Annotated in this window: 17 protein-coding genes; 8 read left to right on the top strand and 9 right to left on the bottom strand. The window is 72.0% G+C overall.

Features of this window, described 5'->3' with window-relative positions; genetic code table 11:
- Window positions 1–4 precede the first annotated feature (4 nt).
- The gene (locus tag ACH4U8_RS15935) at window positions 5–244 is read right to left on the bottom strand and encodes a hypothetical protein (RefSeq protein WP_360307662.1); all 240 of its coding nucleotides are present in this window, start codon (window positions 242–244) and stop codon (window positions 5–7) included.
- Between the two features lie 131 nt (window positions 245–375).
- On the opposite strand from ACH4U8_RS15935, the gene ACH4U8_RS15930 reads away from it, so the two are divergent.
- Entirely contained in the window at window positions 376–582 is a 207-nt protein-coding gene (locus ACH4U8_RS15930; RefSeq protein ID WP_360307659.1) for a hypothetical protein, read from the top strand.
- Here ACH4U8_RS15930 and ACH4U8_RS15925 read toward each other — a convergent pair.
- Complete coding sequence (locus ACH4U8_RS15925; protein ID WP_395778397.1) at window positions 573–1,736, bottom strand: nucleoside 2-deoxyribosyltransferase domain-containing protein; 1,164 nt, start codon at window positions 1,734–1,736, stop codon at window positions 573–575. The genes ACH4U8_RS15930 and ACH4U8_RS15925 overlap by 10 nt on opposite strands.
- A 165-nt stretch (window positions 1,737–1,901) precedes the next feature.
- On the opposite strand from ACH4U8_RS15925, the gene ACH4U8_RS15920 reads away from it, so the two are divergent.
- Window positions 1,902–3,569, top strand: coding sequence for a protein kinase (locus ACH4U8_RS15920; RefSeq protein WP_395778395.1), 1,668 nt, complete (start codon window positions 1,902–1,904; stop codon window positions 3,567–3,569).
- A gap of 16 nt (window positions 3,570–3,585) precedes the next feature.
- Here the strand turns inward: ACH4U8_RS15920 and ACH4U8_RS15915 are convergent, their stop codons facing one another.
- The gene (locus ACH4U8_RS15915; RefSeq protein WP_395778393.1) at window positions 3,586–5,307 is read right to left on the bottom strand and encodes a class I adenylate-forming enzyme family protein; all 1,722 of its coding nucleotides are present in this window, start codon (window positions 5,305–5,307) and stop codon (window positions 3,586–3,588) included.
- A gap of 164 nt (window positions 5,308–5,471) precedes the next feature.
- Here ACH4U8_RS15915 and ACH4U8_RS15910 point away from each other — a divergent pair, with 164 nt between their 5' ends.
- Both ACH4U8_RS15910 and ACH4U8_RS15905 read left to right on the top strand, forming a co-directional pair.
- Window positions 5,472–6,329, top strand: a complete 858-nt coding sequence (locus tag ACH4U8_RS15910) for an enoyl-CoA hydratase-related protein (protein WP_395778391.1) — start codon at window positions 5,472–5,474, stop codon at window positions 6,327–6,329.
- Between the two features lie 159 nt (window positions 6,330–6,488).
- The gene (locus ACH4U8_RS15905) at window positions 6,489–6,974 is read left to right on the top strand and encodes a MarR family transcriptional regulator (protein ID WP_360307644.1); all 486 of its coding nucleotides are present in this window, start codon (window positions 6,489–6,491) and stop codon (window positions 6,972–6,974) included.
- A 69-nt stretch (window positions 6,975–7,043) separates the two neighbouring features.
- Here the strand turns inward: ACH4U8_RS15905 and ACH4U8_RS15900 are convergent, their stop codons facing one another.
- Together ACH4U8_RS15900 and ACH4U8_RS15895 are read right to left on the bottom strand one after the other, a co-directional pair.
- Window positions 7,044–9,308 (bottom strand): RelA/SpoT family protein, encoded by a 2,265-nt coding sequence (locus tag ACH4U8_RS15900; protein WP_395778389.1) that lies wholly within the window; start codon window positions 9,306–9,308, stop codon window positions 7,044–7,046.
- Between the two features lie 243 nt (window positions 9,309–9,551).
- A complete protein-coding gene (locus tag ACH4U8_RS15895) occupies window positions 9,552–10,688 on the bottom strand; it encodes a phosphotransferase family protein (protein WP_395778387.1) in 1,137 nt (378 codons plus the stop codon).
- 225 nt (window positions 10,689–10,913) lie between these two features.
- Here ACH4U8_RS15895 and ACH4U8_RS15890 point away from each other — a divergent pair, with 225 nt between their 5' ends.
- The gene (locus ACH4U8_RS15890; RefSeq protein ID WP_360307635.1) at window positions 10,914–11,726 is read left to right on the top strand and encodes a phosphatase PAP2 family protein; all 813 of its coding nucleotides are present in this window, start codon (window positions 10,914–10,916) and stop codon (window positions 11,724–11,726) included.
- A 277-nt stretch (window positions 11,727–12,003) separates the two neighbouring features.
- Entirely contained in the window at window positions 12,004–12,669 is a 666-nt protein-coding gene (locus tag ACH4U8_RS15885) for an HAD family hydrolase (RefSeq protein ID WP_360307632.1), read from the top strand.
- A 529-nt stretch (window positions 12,670–13,198) separates the two neighbouring features.
- On the opposite strand, the gene ACH4U8_RS15880 is transcribed toward ACH4U8_RS15885, so the two are convergent.
- The gene (locus ACH4U8_RS15880) at window positions 13,199–14,224 is read right to left on the bottom strand and encodes a hypothetical protein (RefSeq protein WP_360307629.1); all 1,026 of its coding nucleotides are present in this window, start codon (window positions 14,222–14,224) and stop codon (window positions 13,199–13,201) included.
- A gap of 357 nt (window positions 14,225–14,581) precedes the next feature.
- Here ACH4U8_RS15880 and ACH4U8_RS15875 point away from each other — a divergent pair, with 357 nt between their 5' ends.
- The gene (locus ACH4U8_RS15875) at window positions 14,582–15,019 is read left to right on the top strand and encodes a hypothetical protein (protein WP_360307626.1); all 438 of its coding nucleotides are present in this window, start codon (window positions 14,582–14,584) and stop codon (window positions 15,017–15,019) included.
- Window positions 15,020–15,404: 385 nt separating this feature from the next.
- Entirely contained in the window at window positions 15,405–15,740 is a 336-nt protein-coding gene (locus ACH4U8_RS15870; RefSeq protein ID WP_360307623.1) for a hypothetical protein, read from the top strand.
- Between the two features lie 64 nt (window positions 15,741–15,804).
- Here the strand turns inward: ACH4U8_RS15870 and ACH4U8_RS15865 are convergent, their stop codons facing one another.
- The 3 genes from ACH4U8_RS15865 to ACH4U8_RS15855 are packed head-to-tail and all read right to left on the bottom strand — an operon-like array spanning window position 15,805 to window position 19,900.
- Window positions 15,805–17,154: an AAA domain-containing protein gene (locus ACH4U8_RS15865; RefSeq protein WP_360307620.1), complete on the bottom strand. Its 1,350-nt coding sequence runs from the start codon at window positions 17,152–17,154 to the stop codon at window positions 15,805–15,807.
- Entirely contained in the window at window positions 17,145–18,704 is a 1,560-nt protein-coding gene (locus tag ACH4U8_RS15860) for a hypothetical protein (protein ID WP_395778385.1), read from the bottom strand. The genes ACH4U8_RS15865 and ACH4U8_RS15860 overlap by 10 nt, the downstream gene beginning before the upstream one ends.
- Window positions 18,701–19,900 carry a hypothetical protein gene (locus ACH4U8_RS15855; protein WP_395778383.1) on the bottom strand — a complete coding sequence of 400 codons (1,200 nt, stop codon included), beginning with the start codon at window positions 19,898–19,900 and terminating at the stop codon, window positions 18,701–18,703. The genes ACH4U8_RS15860 and ACH4U8_RS15855 overlap by 4 nt, the downstream gene beginning before the upstream one ends.
- Window positions 19,901–19,923 lie beyond the last annotated feature (23 nt).

Here is a 19,923-nt window from a genome sequence, read left to right as displayed (position 1 = left end):
GGCCTCAGTCGTCGCCGTGATCCTTCTTGTCCTTCTTCAGCCGGCGCAGGTACTCACGCGTCCACCCGGTCACCTTGACCACCTCGGACTGTTTGACCCCGGCGGCTATCGCCCGCACCGCCGCCCGTTTGAGCTCCTGACGCGCCTCTTCGTGCGCCTTCTCGGTCCTTCGATACGCCTTCGCGGCCCGGACCAGGCCCTCTCCGGCGGAATCGGGGTGCTGATCGACATCCTTGTGGTCCACCCCGTCAGGATGCCATATGGGTCGCCACCTCCGTAGGCCAACACAGTTGACATTTCTTCATACAAGAAGGAAACTGGGGACCGAACCAAAGGTGAACGGAAGGTTAACGTCACCAGTCTCGGAGGAACGACATGTTGAAGACCCTCACCGCCCCGGCCATGTGCACCCGCTGTGGCGAGCCGTACATCGCGGCACTCAGCCCGCGCTCGCTCGTCACCGTCCAGACTCCCGCGTTCCGCGCGCCGGAGATCGTCGGCGGCCGGCTGATGACCATCGACGACACCGTCTGCCTGGTCGAGCGGCACGCCCCCTGCACGGGTCCGGGCAACTACCGCTGATCCTCGGCGGCACCTGCCAACACGGCCGCCAGCATCCCCAGCGTCGACCAGTCGACGCGCCCGCAGCGCAGCAGTTCGCCGTACGTCGTGATCTCGACGTGAGTGCGTTCCCCGTCCCCGGCCACACCATGTGGGCCGGGGTCGCTGCGTAGTACGGCCAGTTCCGCCTCGGTCAGTTCGGCCGAGTAGACGTGCGCGTGATGCGCCGTCAGGGTGCCGGCGAGTTGCCGCGAGCCGTGCGCGCGCAACCGCTCGGGCGACAGTGCCAGACCGGTCTCCTGGACCACCTCGGCGCACCCGTCCGCCGCCGTGCGCCCGCTCCCGCCCGGCAGTTCGTGGACGAAGCCGTCCGCGGTACGCGCCGCCGACCGGAACTCGCGCACCAACACCACGGTGCTCGCCGAGAGCGGCTCGGCGCGCCGGTAGAGCACCACCGCGGCCACGTCCGGCCGGCCGAGCACCACCTCGGCGTCCTTGACCCGGCCGGCCTCGGCGGCGATCGCCACCCGCACCTGCGCCGCCCACAACCAGGTGTCCGCGCCGTTGCGCCACACCCACGCGATCCGGCCGCCGAGCAGCGTGTTGCCCGCCGCCCGCTGGGCCGCGTACCAATCCTCGAAGGCCCGGGTCAGCCACACGTTCAGCGGGATGTCCCGCTCGCCGTCCGTGCGCGGCGCGCCGACTCCGAGCCCCTTCAGCACGGTGTCCACCGTCTCGGGCAGCGTGTCGCGAACCGGCACGTCGTGGCCGAGCGCGTAGGCCCGCTGATAACGCACCTGCGGTGCGTCCGGCGGGGTGCCCAGCACCGCGCGACCCGAGTCCTTGAGCCAACCCCACTCGTCGTTGGTGGTCAGCCCGGGCAGATCACGCAGATCGCGCGGGATCCAGAACAACACCCGGTCGCTGCGGTCCAGGTTGCGCAACTCCCAGTCCCGCTGCACCCGATGCGTGGGCCAGGACCGCCCCTCGCCGGGCTCGGGCACGAACACCACCAACCGGCCCGGCCCGCGCCACCGCTCCCGAAGCAGCTTCAGCGCCGCCGGACGCCAGGAGGCCACGTGCGCCGCCCGGGGGGTGGGCCCGGCCAGGAAGACGCTCGCGTCCCATGCCGTCGGGGGCTCGTCGGGCGAGTTCACCACCACGATCTCGGTCATGGCCTCGACAGTAACGGTCGTCACCGCAGGGTGATCGAAGGTCTCGGCGAACCCCGTGCGGCCGACCCGATCCGCGTCCGAGTGGTGATGTCGCATACCGTTCCCCGCACGCACGCTGCTACGAAAGAATCACATCCATACGGCGCGTACGGGGAGGCGTTTGCGGTGGCTCAGTTGTGGCTTGGCAGCCGATACCGGCTGGACAAGAGGCTGGGCTCGGGAGGCAACGCGACCGTGTGGCGGGCCTGGGACCAGAAGATGCAACGGTTCGTCGCGGTCAAGGTGCTCAAGGAGTCGTTCGGGGCGTCCAACAACAACGTGGACCGATTCGGCCGGGAGGCGATCATCGTCGGCGGGCTGTCCTCGCCGAACATCATCGTCGTGCACGACCAGGGCCGGAAGGCGGTCGTGGAACACCGCACCGCTCCCGGGGCGACCGGGTCGACCGAGTCGGAGCCGGGCGATCACGAACGGCTCGATCCCGCGACCCGGGTGTTCACCCACGAGGCCGAGACGGTACACCACGACGCGCAGATCACCTCCGCGCTCGGCCCGGGACCGGGCGACCTGCGCCGGACCGACGGCAAGGTCATGTACCTGGCGATGGAGCTGATCACCGGTCGCTCGATGGCCCAGCTCGTCGCGGACGGCGCGTGGTTGCCCCTGGGGCATGTGGTCGGCTGGGGGATCCAACTCTGCGACGGCCTGGACGTGGCGCACGCGGGCGGCGTGCTGCATCGCGACATCAAGCCCGCGAACGTCATGGTGACCTCGCGCGGCGTGGTCAAGGTGCTCGACTTCGGCATAGCGCGCTACATGGAGAAGGTTTCCTCGCGCGCGGGCATCACGATGCCCGGCAGCATGATCGGCACACCCGCCTACATGTCACCCGAGCAGATCCTCGGCGGTCGCATCGACGGCCGGGCCGACCTGTACAGCGTCGGCTGCGTGCTGCACGAGTTGTTGACCGGTGCGCCGCCGTTCGGCCTGGATCGGCCGCATTCGATGATGACCGCCCACCTGCAGCGGCCGCCCGAGTCGGTCCGCAACACCCGGCTGGAGGTGCCCGAGGACCTGGCCGCGCTCGTGCTCGCGCTGCTCGCCAAACGACCGGAGAACCGCCCGGCGAGTGCGGCCGAGGTGCGCGATCGACTGTTGGAGCTGTCGGTCGTACCACCGCGCAACCTCGCGCCGCAGCCGTGGGGGATACCGGCCTCGGACCCGATCGCGTCGATGGATCCGCAGCCGACCCAGGACCTGCCGGTCCGGCTGGTCTCCGAGACGACCGACTCGCGCCCGGTCCGCGCGAGCGATTCGCTGCAGGTGTTGCGGGCCGAACTCGGGCAGCGCATGCGCGCGTTCGGCGTGGACCACCCGGATACCCTGCTGCTGCGCGAGCAGTTGGCCGCGCGGCTGGGCAAGGACGGGGACCCGCTCGCGGCGATCACGCTGCTGCGCGGGGTGATCTCCGACGGCGGGCGGTTGCGCGGCGCGCTGTCCCCGGACACGCTGCGGGCCCGGCGGGCGCTGGCGCACTGGACCGGGGAGGCGGGCCGGCCGGCCGAGGCGGCGCAGTTGTTGAAGAACCTGCTCCAGGACCAGGTCCACGTGCTGGGCACCGACCACCTGGAGACCCTGCGGGTGCGCCGCGAACGGGCCCGCCGGGACGGCGAGGCGGGCAACTTCGTCGGCGCGGTGCTGCACCTGCGTGCGCTCGTCCCGGACGTGATCCGGGTGCTGGGCCCCAATCACGAGCTGGTCATCGAGGTCTGGGACGACCTCACCTACTGGGAGCATCGCCTCGACGGCTACGGCTTCCGGGACGAGGCGTGAGGCGGCGCGCTTGGCGTCACAGGGTCAGCATGTCCCGCAGTTCGCGCTTGAGTACCTTGCCCACCGCGTTCCGCGGCAGCGCCCGCTCGGTGAACCGCACCAGCGTGGGCACCTTGAACGCGGCGAGCCGGCGCGCCACGTGCCCGCGCAGTTCGGCCGCGGTGACCGCGCCCGCCACGTGCAGCAGGACCACGGCGGCCACCTCCTCGCCCAGATCGTGGTGCGGCACCCCGACCACCGCGACGTCGGCGATGGCCGGATGCTCGAACAGGACCGCCTCGACCTCGGCCGAGTAGACGTTCTCGCCGCCGCGGATGATCACGTCCTTGAGCCGGTCCACCACGTACAACAGGCCCTCGGCGTCGACGTAGCCCAGGTCCCCGGTGCGGAACCACCCGTCCGGGAACGCCTCCTCGCTCTCCCGCGGCCGGTTCCAGTAGCCGCGCACCACCTGCGGGCCGCGGAAGCGGATCTCCCCGGTTTGCCCGGTCGGCAACTCCTGGCCGGTCAGCGGATCGGCCACCCGCAGATCCACCGTGGGCACCGGCCGGCCGACGCTGTCCGGATTGGCGTGGTAGTCGTCGCCCGAATTCGCCACCACCACGCACGTGGTCTCGGTCATCCCGTAGGCGTTCAACGGCACGATGGGGTTGCCGGACATGGCGCCCACCCGCCCGACCAGGTCCGGCGGCACCGGCGAGCCGCCCGTCCCCAGGCTGGTCAGGCTGGACAGGTCGCGCCCGGCCCGCAGCGGTGATTCGACCAGCCGGCGCAGCAGCGTGGGCACCATGTTGGCGGTGGTGATGCGCTCGGTCTCGATCAACTCCAGCGCCGTGGCGGTGTCCCAGTGGTGCAGCAGACACAGCTTGGCGCCCTGCGCGGCACCGATGTACAGCCCGGCCAGTCCGGCGATGTGGAAGAACGGGTAGACCTGCAGATTGCTCGGCGTCGGCAGGCCCGCGGCCGATTCCTCGAACACGGCCGGCCCCTTGGCCAACTCGGCGGTGGGCAGGCCCAGTCGGGCCAGCCCGATGGCCTTCACGAGCTGCATCGTGTGCAGGTTGGTGGTGTGGTTGTGGTGCGTGGCCACCGCGCCCTTGGGCCTCCCGGTGGTGCCGGAGGTGTACAGGATGGTCGCGTCGTCGAACGGCTGCGGCCCCTGCGCCGGCAGCGCGCACTCGCCGGTGAAGGTGCGCAGCAGCGCGGACAGGTCCCGCTCGCCCGCGACCGGCGGCTCCTCGGGACGGACCACCAGCACCTCGGGCGCCGTGCTCGGATCCAGGTGCCCGCGGATCAGCTCGGCCCGTTCGCCGTCGCAGATCAGCACCGTGCTGCCGGAGTCCTCGACGGCGTACCGAAGCTCGTCGGCGGTCCACCACGCGTTGAGCGGCACCGCGACCGCGCCCATCACCTGGGTCGCCCAGAACGCGAGCGGCCATTCGAGGTGGTTGCGCATCGCGATGGCCACCCGGTCGCCGCGCCGCACACCGCACTCGACGGCCAGGAACCGGGCCAGGTGGGCGACCAGTCGATGCTGCTCGGCGTAGTCGATCCGCTCGCCGTCGGCGACCAGCGCGTCCCGGGTCCCGTACGCCGCCAGGTCCTCGAAGACCGCGCGCAGCGTCGGCGGGGCCTTGCTCAGGACCCGCCAGGGGATGCCGTCGTGGACGACCCTCTCGATCGCGTAGGCCGATTCGGGTCCGGTGAGTTCGGCCAGGGCCTGTGTCCGATCCAGCATCCGGTGGGTCCACCTCCTGCACGCTGCGCGCGACTGGTACCGGGGTAGGAGCCCATCAAAGCTAGTGCGGAGATCGCACTGCGGGAACCCTGGCAATCGACATGATCACCCGGCAGGGTGGCCGAACGGGTACCACCGGCACGTGCGCCAACCGGGGAGCTTGCGTGGACTACGAGCAGATCTCGACGTCGGTCGAGGACAACGTGCTGACCGTGACGCTGGACCGGCCGGAGCGGCTGAACGCGTACACCCACCGGATGCGGCAGGAGATCTCGCACGCGTTGGACCGGGCGGACGCGGACGACGAGGTCCGCGTGGTGGTGTTCACCGGAAGCGGGCGGGCCTTTTGCGCGGGAGCGGACCTGGAGCTGGGCGCCGACTCGTTCGACCCGGGCGTACACGCGCGCCGATTCGAGAACGCGGTGGACGACGCGGACGCGTTCCGCGACGACGGCGGGCGACTGGTGTTGCGGATGTACCGCTCGAAGAAGCCGCTGATCGCGGCGATCAACGGTCCGGCGGTGGGCGTGGGCGCGACCATGACGCTGCCGATGGACATCCGGATCGCCTCCTCGGCCGCCCGGTTCGGCTTCGTCTTCGCCCGGCGCGGGATCACCCCCGACGGGTGTTCGACCTGGTTCCTGCCGCGGGTGGTGGGTCTGGATCGGGCCCTCGAATGGTGCTTCACCGGCCGGGTCTTCGACGCGGCGGAGGCGAAGGAGGCCGGCCTGATCCGCGAGGCGGTGCCGCCGGAGGACCTGCTCCCGCGCGCTCGCGAGGTGGCCCGCACGATCGCGGAGAACACCCCGGCGGTGGCCATCGCCCTGACCCGGCGGTTGTTGTGGGGCATGCAGACCGTCCCCGACCCGGAAACCGCCCACCTGCACGAGTCCCGCGCGCTGCACTGGACCGGCGGCTCGGCCGACGTCCGGGAGGGTGTGCAAGCCTTCCTGGAAAAACGCCGGCCCGACTTCCCTCTCCGGGTCGGCACCGACCTCCCGGACCTGCCCGGCCTGCCCTGACCACGCGCGGTGCACCCGCCGGTCCGGGGCCGCCCGGGGTGTGTTCGGGGGTGTGTCGGGGGCCGCACTCGGATGGCCCTTACAGCTTGTTGTGTTTTGCAACTGTTTCGGGCACTCTTGGCGCACATTCAGGGCGCGTGGCGGTTGAGGAGCAAGGCGATGTCGGAGAGCGTTGAGCGGCGAGTGGTCCGTGAGGTCGGTGCGGCCACCCGGCTGATTCGGCTGTTGATGGCTCCCCCGTTGCAGGCGGCGGGGATCACCCAGGCGGAATACCACCTGCTGGCCCACCTGGAGGAACGCGGCACCTCCACCGGCAAGGAACTCGCCTGCCGGCTGAGCCTGGACAAGACCACCATCAGCCGACAGCTCACCGCGCTCGAGGAGGCCCGGCTGATCACCCGGACCACCGATCCCGGCAACCGCCGGTCGCACCTGATCACCCTCACCGACGCCGGCCACCTGCGGCTGGCCGACGCCCGCCAACGCAGCCTCGCGGTGATGGCGGAACGGTTCGCCTCCTGGCCCGAGGAGGAACTGGGCGCCCTCGCCGACCACCTGGCCCGGTTCAACGACATCCTGCGCGGCGACACGGCCGAACCCGCCGCACCGGGACGGCGGGAACAGCACCAACAACCGCAGCAGTAGTCGGGCCGCCCGGACGGACCGCCCGGCGGTGTCGGGCGGCGCGGCCCACCGGGATCCGCCGGACCGGGCCTAGTTGTCCGCCACCCTGGGGTGCACCCGCGGACGGGCCCGGTATACGTCGTAGACGCCCTGGACTCGGCGCAGCGCCCGCAACAGTTTCGGCAGCGTCGCGAGGTCGGCCAGGCGGATCGTGTAGGTCTGGCGTACGCGCATCTGCTGCGGCGGCGCGATCGAGGCCGAGGTGATGTCGGCGCCCTCCGCGTCGATCGCGGCGGTCACGTCGGCGAGCAGCCGGGGGCGGTCCAGGGCCTCGATCTGCACGGTGACCCGGTAGCCCTGGTCGGCCTGGTGCGGCAGCCACGACGCGGCGACCACGTCGCGGCCCGCGCGGCGCATCTGTTGCACGTTGGTGCAGTCGGCCCGGTGGACCGCGACGGTGCCGCCGCGGATCACGAAGCCGGCGAGTTCGTCCGGCGGGACCGGGGTGCAGCAGCGGGCCAGTCGCACCGGCGCTCCGGGCGATCCCGGCACGCTGACCACGGCCTCGCCGGGGTCGGACAGTGGGCGCCTGGTCCGTACCGGGGCCTGCGCGGCGTCGCCGGGGGGCCCGGCCGGGGCCGGGACGGTCGCGGGTGCGCCCTGGGCGGCCTCGCCGGCGGCGGCCAGATTGCCCAGCGGCGGGGCCAGCAGGGGGTCGATCCGACCCTCCAGGCCCTGCGGGTACTTGGCCAGCCAGGCTTCGATCGCGACTCGGGCCAGCGGGCTGCGGACGAACGAGAGCCATTCCTTGGACGGTGCCGCGGCGCCGGGCGGGGCGGTGATGATGGACACCGTCTCGCCGTCCGCCAGGACGGAACTCAGGGCCACCAGGCGGCCGTTGATCTGCGCGCCGATACATCGGTGGCCGGTCTGCTCGTCGATCGCATAGGCCGCGTCCACACACGTGGACCCGGCGGGCAGGGTGAGCGGGCGGCCACCGGGGGTGAACACCAGGAGCTCGCGGTCCGCCGACAGGTCGGCGGTCAGCGAGCTCCAGAAGACGTGCGCGTCCGGGATGCCGCCCTGCCACGCGAGCAGTCGGTGCAGCCACGCGAGCTGCTCGGGGGCATCCGGCCCGGTGTCCGGTTTGCCGGTGTGCGCGACCACGCCGAACTCGGCCAGGCGATGCATGCGCCGGGTACGGATGAGCACCTCGACCTTGTCGCCCTCGGGCAGCGTGATCGCGGTGTGCAGCGACTGGTAGAGGTTGAACTTGGGGGTGGCGATGTAGTCCTTGAACTCGCCCGCGATCGGCGACCAGCAGGTGTGCAGTACGCCGAGCGCGCCGTAACAGTCGGTGTCCGCGTCCACCACGATCATCAGCCGGGAGAGGTCGAACGGACCCAGTTCCTCGCGCCCGCGCCGCTTTTGTACTCGGCGTACGGATACGTGGTGCCGCGCGCGCGGCGATACCTCCGCCTCGATCCCGGCATCGCGCAGCGCGCGTTTGACGGTCGTGCACAGCTTGGACACGGCCTCGTCGGTGGCCGCCTGGCTCGCGCCGACGGTGCGCGCGGTCGCGGCGTGCTCCTCGGGCCGGAGCGTGGCGAAGACGATGTCCTCCAGCTCCGACTTGAGCACGTGGATGCCCAACCGCTCGGCGAGCGGGATGAACACCTCCTGCGTGGCCTCGGCGGTGCGGATCTGGCTGGCCCGGCGGCGATATCGGATCGTGCGCATGTTGTGCAGCCGGTCGGCCAGCTTGATCACCGTCACCCGCAGGTCCCGGCCGGTGGCCACGATGATCTTGCGCATCGTCTCGGCCTCGGCCCGGTCGCCCAGGTCGACCCGCTCCAGCTTGGTCACCCCGTCGACCAGGTGCGTGACGTCGTCGCCGAACGCCGCGCGGACCTCTTCCAGGGTCAGGTCGGTGTCCTCGACGGTGTCGTGCAGCAGCGCCGCGACCAGCGTCGTGCTGTCCGCGCCCAGCTCGGCCAGGATGGTGGCCACCGCGAGCGGGTGGGTGATGTACGGCTCGCCGCTCTTGCGCATTTGCCCGCGATGGGACAACTCCGCGACCGCGTACGCCTCCTGAATGGCCGTCACGTCGGCCTTCGGGTGGTGCACCCGATGCACCTGGAGCAGCGGTTCGACCGCGTCCGGCGTGCGTCGGCGGCTTCCGGTGAGGAAGGTGACCGCGGCCAGACCCAGTCGTTGGATGGGTTGTTGGACAGGCCGGCGGGAGAGTCGTCCGACGCGGTCGGACATGCTCCGGCTCGGAACGTCACCCTCGGCTCGCGGCGCACCCTTGGGCACACCCGCACCGGCCGGCGGGTCGAGTCCCCCGATCGTCATGCGGCACCTCCGGCAGCTACCCCCGGAGTCGCCCCCGGTGATTCATGCTACCGACAACAACACGGACCGTGTCCGCGTGATGTCGCCCGTCACACACGATCACCCGCACGGATCACGGCGCCCGTTTCGGATGATGGTGAAGAGGCCAGCCTAACCCCTCGGGATCTTGTCCGGGTGCGCACCCGCCGGGCTCGGGGGGCGCACCCGGCGCGCGGCGGGTGTGCGGGTCGCGATGACCGGGCGTCAGTTCCCGTCGGCGCGCTCCCAGTAGGTGCCGGCGATCATCGCCTCGATCAGGCCGCGGTGCAGCACCGTCTCGTCCAGGTCGGCCGGTTGCTCACGCTCGCCGAAGTGCCATTGACGGTGCGCGATGCGGGCCATCACCACACCGTGCCGCACCGCCGCGTACATCTCGAAGTACCGCATGTCGCGCGGTGCGTAACCGGTGAGCTTCTCGTATTGGGCGCACACGTCCTCGGTGCGCATGAGGTCGGGCAGGCCCGGCATCCCGTAGCGGGTGGCGATGTCCTGGAAGAACGCGTGGATGAAGATCATCCAGGCGATGTCCAGCTCGCGCGGGCCGACGGCGGCCATCTCCCAGTCCAGGACCGCGGTCGGCTCGAAGTCCACGTACAGGATGTTGCCGATCCGTGCGTCGCCCCAGCTGATCACGTCCGGGCCGACCTCGGCCGGGAAGTTGTCCTCCAGCCAGGCGAACGCACGGTCCAGGAGCGGGACGCGCTGCCCCTCGATGCCCCACTCGTAGAACGCGCGCAGGTCGTCCAGATGCCGGCGCAGCGCGGTCTCCCCGGCACCGTCGTACTGGAGGAAGGCCAGTTCCTCGGGAGTCGCGGCGATTTCGTGGATCGCGGCGACGACGGCGACGGACTCCTCCTGGAGCCGGCGGCGCTGCTCGGGCGTGGCCGCGAGCATCCAGCCGTCGATCGTGTACGGCATCACGTCCGGCGGCGCGGCGCCCTCGGCCCGGCGCATCACGAAGAACGGGGCGCCGAGCGGACCTTCGTCCGGCTCGTTCCACAGCAGCGCGGGCACCGGGATCGAACAACGCTCGCCGACCAGGGTCAGTACCGCGTACTGCTTGTCCAGGTCGTAGGTCGGGAAGACCGGCTTGGCGTCCATCGACGGCCGCATCCGCACCACACAGCGCTCGGTGCGGCGCTCGCCGGCCACGGTCCAGGTCGCGTCGAACAGCAGCGTCTCGCTGGACATGCCGTTGCCGGAGGGGGCCTTGAGCTCGGAGATCTCCGGCGCCGCGCCCTCGGGCAGGCGGCCGGTCAACCAGGCGAGCAGTTGATCGTGCACCGTCGCCAGGTCCCGCGTACTCGTCTGCGGACGGGTGACCTCGTCGGAGTCGGACACGACAACCTCCGGTATCCATGTCGCAAGGTGCGACCGGCGCGGCCGGGCGTCCCTGCCGACGTCCGGTCCCCGCCCTGTTGTCGGCGGCTGCCCTGCCCCGCCACAAAAGTGAAACACGTTCTATCATGTGTGACACGTGTCATCAATGGCCGCGAGAGCGGGCATCGGCCGGGATCCCTCGGACGCGGTGCCGGGTTCGGGCAACGGGTGTTGCAGACTGGACGGATGCCCTCAACCCCCACCACGGTCCGCCGGCGCCCGCGCTGGTGGACCGAGTTGCTGCTGATCGCGGTGCTGTACGAGGCGTACTCGCTCAGTCGGCTCGTGGTCCGCGGCGACGTGGACGCCGCGATGCGCAACGCCGAGCGAATACTGCACGTCGAATCGCTCACCCACCTCGATCCCGAACGGCTGCTCAACCAGGTCGTCACCAACCACGTGTTCATCGGCGTGGTCTGCGACTACGCGTACGCGACGCTGCACTACGTGGTGACCCCGCTGGTGCTGTTCTGGCTGTGGCGGTCCCGACCGGAGCGCTACCGGGGCGCGCGCACCACGCTGGCGATCGCGACCGTGGTCTCGCTGGCGGGCTTCATGCTCTTCCCGACCGCGCCGCCGCGGATGATCGACGGCTTCACCGACACCATGGCGCACTTCGCGTCCTGGGGCTGGTGGGGCGAGGGCGCGAGTGCGCCGCGCGGCATGGAGCACATGACCAACGAGTACGCGGCGATGCCGTCCCTGCACGTCGGCTGGGCCGCGTGGTGCGGGTGGCAGTTGTGGCGGCACGGTCGCGGTCGGGGGCTGCGGGTCCTGGGCGTGCTGTACCCGCTCTTCGTGGTCGTGGTGGTGTTGGGCACCGCGAACCACTACCTCGCGGACGTGGTCGCGGGACTCGCGGTGATGGGGCTGGGCGCGCTCGCGTCGCCGTGGGTCCTGCGCGGCGTGGACCGGGTACGCAACGGGGTGGCGATGCGCCGAGCGGGGTCGGAAAAGTCTGTTCAACCGATCGAGGTCGATCAAAGAAACGCCGCTTGATCACGCCGAATCGCGATCGAAAAACGATTTCGATCAAGATCGGCCGGATACGACTTCCGAACGTCGCTTGCCTCCCAGGCAAGCGGTACCTTCTGGGTGTTCCCGCGCCCGGCAACGGCAAGGATTCCGTCATCGGGCACATGCCGATCGGACAATCCGCCACAACGGCGGACGAACCCGGTCGGGCTCGGCCTGACAGGCCCGGACCCCGCATGGTGGACGGAGGGTACGGCGAACCGGAGACGGGGCCGGCAGGCGACGACAGCGGGGAGCGGTAATGCGAATCAGCGCCGTGGTGTTCGACGTGGGCGAGACCCTGGTCGACGAAACGCGGGAATACGGCACGTGGGCCGACTGGCTCGGAGTGCCCCGACACACGTTCGCGGCCACCTTCGGGGCGGTGATCGCGCAGGGCCTCGACTATCGCGAGGTGTTCCAGCGCTTTCGGCCCGGCTTCGACCTGACCGCGGAACGAGCCGCGCGCACCGCGGCGGGCTTTCCCGAATGGTTCGGCGAGGAAGACCTCTACGCCGACACCCGACCGTGCCTGAAGGCCCTGCGCGACCAGCGCCTGTGGCTCGGCGTGGTCGGCAATCAGACCGTGAACGCGGGCGTCATCCTGCGCGGCCTCGACCTGGGCGTGGACCTGCTCGCGACCTCCGACGACTGGGGCATCAGCAAGCCCGAGCCCGCCTTCTTCGAGCGCCTCGTGGCCGAGTGCCCGTGCCCCGCCGAGGAGATCCTCTACGTCGGCGACCGCCTCGACAACGACGTCCGCCCGGCCCACCTCACCGGCCTCCGCACCGCCCACGTCCGCCGCGGCCCCTGGGGCTACCTCACCGCCGACGACCCCGAACTCCTCGCGGTCACCGACCTACGCCTGGAATCCCTCGGCGAACTCCCCGCCGCAGTAGCCCGCATCAACGGCATCACGGAACCCTGACCGGCCACCCCAACACAAACCGGCCGGGCAACAAACCAACGAGCCCGGCCGGCCCGACAGACTCCACCCCGACCGGCACCTGCGGCCACTCGACCCCGCAGGCGTTGAAAACCACTCAACCTCGCCGACGCCCGAGGCCACACAGCCCGGCCGACGCTTGAGGCCAACCAGCCTCGCCGGCGCTTGAGGCGAACCCAGCCCGGCCGGCGCTTGAGGCCACTCAGCCCCGCCGGCGCTTGAGGCGAACCCAGCCCGGCCGACGCTTGAGGCCACTCAGCCTCGCCGGCGCTTGAGGCGAACCCAGCCCGGCCGACGCTTGAGGCCACTCAGCCTCGCCGGCGCTTGAGGCGAACCCAGCCCGGCGGGCGCATGAGGCCAAGCAGCCCGGCCGGCGCTTGAGGCCACTCAGCCTCGCCGGCGCATGAGGCGAACCCAGCCCGGCCGGCGCATGAGGCCAAGCAGCCCCGCCGGCGCATGAGGCGAACCCAGCCCGGTGGGCGCATGAGGCCACCCGAGGCGCCGACCGTGGTCACGCCGAGCCCTCCTCCGCCCGCGCCCCGCCGCCCGAGTGCAGGCGATCGTCGATCTCCCGGACGAAGGACTCCCGAGCCCACGGCGCCAGCGAAGCCCGCACCGTGCGCATACGATCCACCGCCGTCGCATACCCCTGCACACCGACCAGGTCCAACGCCTCTTCCAACAGCCGACAGGCATCCTGCGGCTCGCGCGCCCCGACCGCCGTCGCGGCCAGTTCGGCCAGCGTCATCGCCCGCTGCTTGTGGCTGTCCGCCGGCAATCCGGCGAGTGTGCGTTCCAGGCTGGCCCGCGCCTCGGCCGAGCGCCCGGCCGCCACCTCCGCGGCCCCCCGGAAGCCCTCCAGACGGGCCGCGGAGAACCAGTCCAGCCAGGCCGGCGGCCCGTCCGCCGTCCACGACCCGGGCGTCTCCGGCGGCGCGTACGTATCGGCGGCGCGATCCAGCAGCGGGAAGGCCGCGTCCGGTGTGCCGAGCCGGACCTCCGCCTCGGCCGCGATCGCGTCCAACCACGCCCGCAGCGTCGGCCCGGCGTCGCCGCTCGTGGTGCGTTCGCGCGCGGCGGCCAGCGTGTCCCGGGCCTCCGCGCCCCGCCCGGTCCAGGCGGGCGCGAACGCCATGTGTCCGAGGACGGCGGCGGCCAACGAGCCGTCCCGGCCCCGGTCCGCCGCGTCCAGCGCGAGGTCCTGCCAGCGCCGCACATGCGGCCCGCGCAGGCTCAGGTCGAAGAAGGCGATCCGCGAAGCGAGCAACGCGGTCTCCGCGATCGCGGAATAGTGCGCCCCCTCCGGCCCCTCGGCCAGCAGCCGGGCACCGTTGCGGGCGTGTTCGGCCACCACCGGAAGCAACCGCCCGGGTTCCTCGATCCAGTAGCGGGACCGGAGCCGGGCGGTGGTGGCGACATAGGCGGTGGGATCGGGGAGAGAGGCCGCCGACCCCGAGGAGGCGTATGCGGCGGAAGCGGAACTCTTGGCGGTGAGGCCGGCGACGGCGGCGCCGGCCAGAAAGGTTCGTCGTTGCACCGCGTCCTCCCATACGCGTCGTGGTGACGGACATGACTGCGTGGACCCGATCACGCGGTGCACCGGGCCCGACCGCTCCGTGCTGGATCTCGATCGTGACCCCGTCCCACCTGCGGCGTCATGCCTCTAGCCCGTTAGAGCGGCAAGAGTCCTCAGCGCGTCCTGCAGGAGTCCCACCGCGGGCCTCGTCACACGGTGTGCCGACCTGGTTGCATCTAAGGCAGAAGCGGACGCCCCGAAAGTCGGACGCTTCGGGCTCGTGCAGGACGAAGAGGACGCTTCGAGGACCTCCCGGCCCCCGAGGACGATTCCGTTTCCAGACGAAACGAGAGGACCGCCTCACCGATGGACGCCGACGTGAACCGAACGACGCTGGCAGCGCTGCCGCAGGACGCGCTTCGGAACCCGTACGCCCCTCGCCTGGTCGCGGCCGGCGAGACGTTCGACGTGATCGAGGTGGAGGACCGACTCGGCCGCGAGGCCCTGGCCACGCTGCACGCACACCGCGTGCCGGTCGGCCCGGTCATCTTCGACCGCCGTTACCGCCGGATCGGCTTCCTCGTACCGCCGACCACGGTGATGCCGATGCGGCCGCGCGAGCGCCGGCTCGGCCCGCGCCATCACGGGCGGGGTGCGTGGATCACCTTCCCGCCGCCCCCGGAGCAGAACGACGGACCGCTGGTGTGGCTCGTACCGCCGACGCCCGACAACCGCCTGACGACGCTGCGGCACGTGCGCGCGGCGATCGCCGAGGCCGCCCGCGCGCTCGCCGAGCGCCACCAACAGGCGATCTGAGGTCGCCCCACAGGACGTACCGGTCGGGGACCTGACATCACGAGCGGCTCCCCCAATACCTGCTCGACCCGGCCGGTACCGGTAAGACGCGATGCGCCCCCTCGCCACTGCGCGAGGGGGCGCATCCGCTTGTCCGGACCGGCTCCGCGAGGTTTACCGGCCGCCGAAACCACCCGGCGGTACCGGGTCGACACCCCCGATTCGGGGTTTATCGGCGCGGGTCCCGGGCTGTCGTCCCTCTTTCGGGCAAGGGTCTTTCGGATGGCGTCCGGTTGGCGACAATGGCAAGGGCGCGGGATCTTGCGGGCCGGTTTCGGCCGATCCCGTTGCTCCCCCCGTCCGTATTCGTCGTCAGCACGTCTGCACTGTCGGAAGGAATCCGCGCATGCCGTCCGAGTCGCGCAAGCCCCGTATGCGGCCCGCGCCGCTGTTGTTCGAGCCCGCGGTACCCGAGCCGCCCGACGAACGCTTCTTCGACCTGGACGATCTGACCGATCCCCAGGAGGTGCTGGCCCGCTCGACGGACCTGGCCGAGGCGTTTCGCGCGGCGGCCGACCGGGCGGTGGACTATCAGGCGATGGCCGTGGCGCGGATGGCGGATCCGAATCGCTTCGACCATCTGACGACGGCTCAGGTCGCGGCGCGGGCGGGTTGGGGCGAGGAGTACACGGCGAAGATGATCGAGCACGGCCGAAAGTTGTTGTTGGAGCGCGGCGAGTAGCGCCGGCGCGGATTCCGGGCCGTGAACGCCGGTCGGGCTCGGCCCGGCCGGCGTTCGGATGTGTTCATCCGGGCAGGGCGACCCGGTGCCGGGCGAGTTCGGCCAATACCGCCTGATTCGCCTCCCAGCCGTCCGGGAAGCTGACCGGCACGCCCAGGTGCACCGGGTCGGCGGTGGGATGCGCGTCGAGCAGGTCGGGGATGCCCGCCCGGGCCACCACCAGGCACGCGTGCCGATGCCGCGAGGCCAGCACGCACAACCGGCCGGTCTCCAGGTGGAACTCGGTCGCGTCGCGCCGACCGGACAGCGGATGCAGCACCACGGTCACGTCGAACTCGCGGCCCTGGAGCCGGTTCGCGGTGTCCACCACGACGTCCGCCGCACCCAGGTCGCGCAGCGCCGACTCGATCCGGGCCCGCTGCTCGCGATGGCTGACCCCGATCGCGATCCGGGACGCGTCCAGCGGCACCCCGTCCGGCGTGCGCTCGCCGATCGTGGTCCCGCCCCGTGCGAGCAGCCGCGCGGCCAGCGTGGCGACCGCCCGAACCGCCTCCTCGTCGGCGGCCGCGGTGAACCGCGCGGGCAACTCCAGCAGGCCCCAGCCGGACTTCGCCGCAACGTCCACGGCCGCGTCGTACGCGTCGTGTTCGACCGCCGCACCGAAGTGCAACAGCCGCTCGCCCGGACCGGTGCCGGAACGGAACGGGGTGAACGGGTAGAACGCCTCGGACACCAGCGGCGCCGCACTCGCCGGCAACCGCCAGGACACCGGCAGTCGATGCACCGGCAGGTCCGGGTTGTGCCGTCGGAGCACCACCACCGCACTCTGCGAGGGGTCGTAGCTCAGGCTGTGCCAGCGCGAGGTGTCCACGGTGGCGAACGGGTCGAGTTGGCCGGGGTCGCCGACGAACAGCGCCCGGTCGAACAGTCGGGCCACCAGCAGCAGCGCGTCCGACCGCATCTGGTACGCCTCGTCCACGATCGCCCACGGCCAACGCCGATCCTGCACGAGCGCCCACTTGGCGGCGGTGGCCACCACCACCACACACGCGTCCAGCGCCTCGGCCTTCTCCGCGTTCGACACCGAGCTGCCCACCAGCGCGGGCGGCAGCCGATACCCGGTGGCGGACAACCGGCCCACGGCCAACCCCGGGTGCTCCTCGACCAGCCGGACCAGCAGGTCGTCCACCTGGTTGTTGGTCTGCGCGACGATCATCAGCCGCTCGCCGCCCCGGGCCAACTCCCCCGCCGCGCGCACCACCAGCGTCGACTTGCCCGCGCCGGGCGGCGAGTCGACCACCACACCGCGATGCGCGCCGGAGGCGAGATCGGCGAGCACGGCGTCGGTCGCGGCGGCGGCAAGCGCGGCCGGGTCGCCTTCGGGACGAACGGTGGCCACAGCCGTCACGACCAATCCTCCAACGCGTCGTCGTCCGCCTCCGGGGCAGCCTCCGGTTCGGGCACGGGCGGCGGGCCGCCGTGCGTCCACGGGGTGTCCTCGACGTCGGGCCAGTCCGGGCCGCGCCGGAATTCGGCGATCAGCGAGGTCCAGCAAAGGACTTCGCCCACTTCGGGCACGCTGCCCGGCTTGGGTGTCTTGCCGCCGCCCATGCCACCGCGCAGTTCCAGTACGACCCGACCGGGCTCGGTGGCCAGGACCCGCGCCTTGGCGTCCGGGCGTTCGACGCACGCGAGGTCGGTGCCCGGCCCGAACAGCGGTTCGTCGTCGGTGGCGAAGGTCAACATCGGACGCGGGCGGGCGGTCTTCTTCCCGGGCTCGGCAACCATGCGCTCGGCGTCCACCGCGCCCAACTCGCCCCGGAACGCCTCGCCCGCGAGCCGGACGGCGGCCATCAACAGCGGGTCGTCGCGCACCTGTTCGGCATCCAGTCGGGCCTGCGCCCGTTCCCTGCCCGCGAGTTGCGCGGCGGCCGAGATCGCTCCGGGAACGCGCGGCTGCGGGCGGGACTCGGGGTCGGCCAGCGCGGCGGCGAAGAAGCTGTACGAGGCCCGATCCGCCTCCCATCGCCCGGCCACCGACGCGCCCGAAGGCAGTGCGCGAAGCAGTTCCACCCCGCGCCAGACGCGATCCCAGGTGGGCAACAACTCGGCGGCCAACGCATCCCGGATCGCCTGCTCGGCGTCCCGACCGCGGGGTCCGAGGTCGGTCCGGGCGCCACCGGCCGCATCGGCCTCGTCCCGCTCCGCGGCCTCGCCCCGGTCCGCCGCCACCGCGTCGTCGAAGGCGGCGATCAACGGCACCAGCCGCTCGTCGAACGCCGGATCGGTCGCCGGCCCCGCGGTCGGACCACCCTCGACCGCACGCGCCGCCCGATCGCCGCGCTGCCCGGCCGGCGGGTCGATCCAGGCGAGCAGCGCGGCCAGGTCACCGTCCTCCAGCGCGCTCTGTCCGGTCACCCACGCCTGGGTGAGCAGGTCCGTCATCGCCAACAACACACTCGATCCGGGCACTCCGGCCCGATCCGCGAGCCACGTGCTCCACCGGCCGAGCAGCGGCACCTCCTCGGCCACCGCGAACTCGCCGTCGGTGCGCCGGAATCGGGTGGACCGGCCGAGCAGGCGCAGATACTCGACACCGCCCGCCGTGGGCACCAGCACCTGCGGCGCGTCCAGGCTGCGCTCGTACGGGTCCTCGCTCCGCCGCTCGATCGTCTCCGTCTCGGCCGCGAACGCGCCCAGGTAGGGCAGCAACAACCGACCCAGTTCGGCCGCGTGTGCGAACCGCCGGTCGCGGTCCCGCGGTTGCGGCACCGCGAGCAGATGCGGCCGGTCCCGGTCGGTGCCGACCAACACGGCCAACGGCGCGAACGCCTCGCCCGCGAGCACATACGGCACCAGCACCAGCGGCCCGGCGGACAGATGCCGGTGACGCACGGTGGCGGCCGGTTGGGCCACCCCGGTCGCGGCGGCCCGCAGCCGACCGAGCGCGGCGATCGCGCTCACCCGACACCGCCCGACACCTCGGAGAGCGGTACCTCGGTCCCGGGCGCCCGGGACCCGGGCTCCGCCGCCCCCAGCACCTCGGCGCGCAGCGCCTGGGCCCGACGGAGCAGCCGGGCCACGTCCTCCTCGCCGGGCCGGGCCGCGCGCCGGCCGTCGGCCAGGGCCAGTGCGTCGGCGATGTCCTCGATCCCGCCCAGCACACCGCGCACCGAGGTGCCCAGCGTGCCGACGCTGCCGCCGCCGGGAGCACAACCGCGGGCCTCGTCCCGACAGAACAGCGCGAGTTCGCACGCGGACAGACAGTCCGGCACGTACGCGGCGGGCACCCGTGCGACGGCCGCCCCGACCAGTTCGCCGTCGACGTCGAAGGTGAGCGTCTCCGGCAGTTCGCCCAGCAGTTCCTCCACGCCGGACAGGCGCTCCAACCGACGCCGGGTGGTGGCCAGTTCGCGCCGTACGTCGAGCACGACGGCGACCGGACGATTGGAGAAGTCCTGCGCACACACCAGCACGATGTCGGTGGCCACCACGTCCGGGTCCAGGCCCAGCTCGGCGGCCAGTCGGCGCAGCGCGTGCACGTAGACCGCGGCCTGGCGGGTGGCCGAGGCGAGCTTGCCCGGGTCGGCGGACCCGTCGATGATCGCGAACGACTTGATCTCCACCACGTACAGCCGGCCGGCCACCCGGCAGGCCATCGCGTCCGGTTCCAGGTAGGCGCGTCGGCCGGCCACGTCCAGCGGCAGCAGCGGGTGGTCCAGGATCGCGCACGCGTCCGGTTCGCCGCGGGCGGCCCGGGCCAGTGCGTCGCGGGTGCGGGCCACCCGCTCCTCGCGGCTCGGCCGGCCGGCGCTCTCGTGGTCCACGTCGATCAGCGCGCCGGCGTCCGGGTGCGCGCCCAGCGTCTCGGCGAGCAGTCGGCGCAGTTCGGTGCCGCCGTCCGCCTTGACCCGGGCCTCGAACACGTTGCCGCGGCCGATCGCGAACGGCGAGCGACCGCCGTATCGGGCCGGGAAGCCGAGTCGGTCCGCGAGCACGGTCTTCTCGATGCCGGCCGCGTCCAGCACGCCCCGGCGGGCGCAGCCCGGATTGGCCGCGAGGGCCGCGACCGTGCGTGCGTTGTGATTGCGGGTGGGCAGTGTGCCGCGCAACTGCTCCAGCCTGCCGGCGATCGCGCCGGTGGTACCCGTCGTGCGCATGTCTCGTGTACGGCTTTCGTCGT

This window comes from Embleya sp. NPDC020886, assembly GCF_044333915.1.
Taxonomy (GTDB): Bacteria; Actinomycetota; Actinomycetes; order Streptomycetales; family Streptomycetaceae; genus Embleya.
Note: the sequence above shows the minus strand (reverse complement) of the source record. Positions and strands in the feature narration are given on the sequence as shown.

What these genes read in the sequence shown, in the direction of transcription:
- ACH4U8_RS15930 (WP_360307659.1), top strand. Translation starts at nt 376, where the DNA reads ATGTTGAAGACCCTCACCGCCCCGGCCATGTGCACCCGCTGTGGCGAG.
- ACH4U8_RS15925 (WP_395778397.1), bottom strand. Translation starts at nt 1,736, where the DNA reads ATGACCGAGATCGTGGTGGTGAACTCGCCCGACGAGCCCCCGACGGCA.
- ACH4U8_RS15915 (WP_395778393.1), bottom strand. Translation starts at nt 5,307, where the DNA reads ATGCTGGATCGGACACAGGCCCTGGCCGAACTCACCGGACCCGAATCG.
- ACH4U8_RS15905 (WP_360307644.1), top strand. Translation starts at nt 6,489, where the DNA reads ATGTCGGAGAGCGTTGAGCGGCGAGTGGTCCGTGAGGTCGGTGCGGCC.
- ACH4U8_RS15900 (WP_395778389.1), bottom strand. Translation starts at nt 9,308, where the DNA reads ATGACGATCGGGGGACTCGACCCGCCGGCCGGTGCGGGTGTGCCCAAG.
- ACH4U8_RS15890 (WP_360307635.1), top strand. Translation starts at nt 10,914, where the DNA reads ATGCCCTCAACCCCCACCACGGTCCGCCGGCGCCCGCGCTGGTGGACC.
- ACH4U8_RS15885 (WP_360307632.1), top strand. Translation starts at nt 12,004, where the DNA reads ATGCGAATCAGCGCCGTGGTGTTCGACGTGGGCGAGACCCTGGTCGAC.
- ACH4U8_RS15870 (WP_360307623.1), top strand. Translation starts at nt 15,405, where the DNA reads ATGCCGTCCGAGTCGCGCAAGCCCCGTATGCGGCCCGCGCCGCTGTTG.
- ACH4U8_RS15855 (WP_395778383.1), bottom strand. Translation starts at nt 19,900, where the DNA reads ATGCGCACGACGGGTACCACCGGCGCGATCGCCGGCAGGCTGGAGCAG.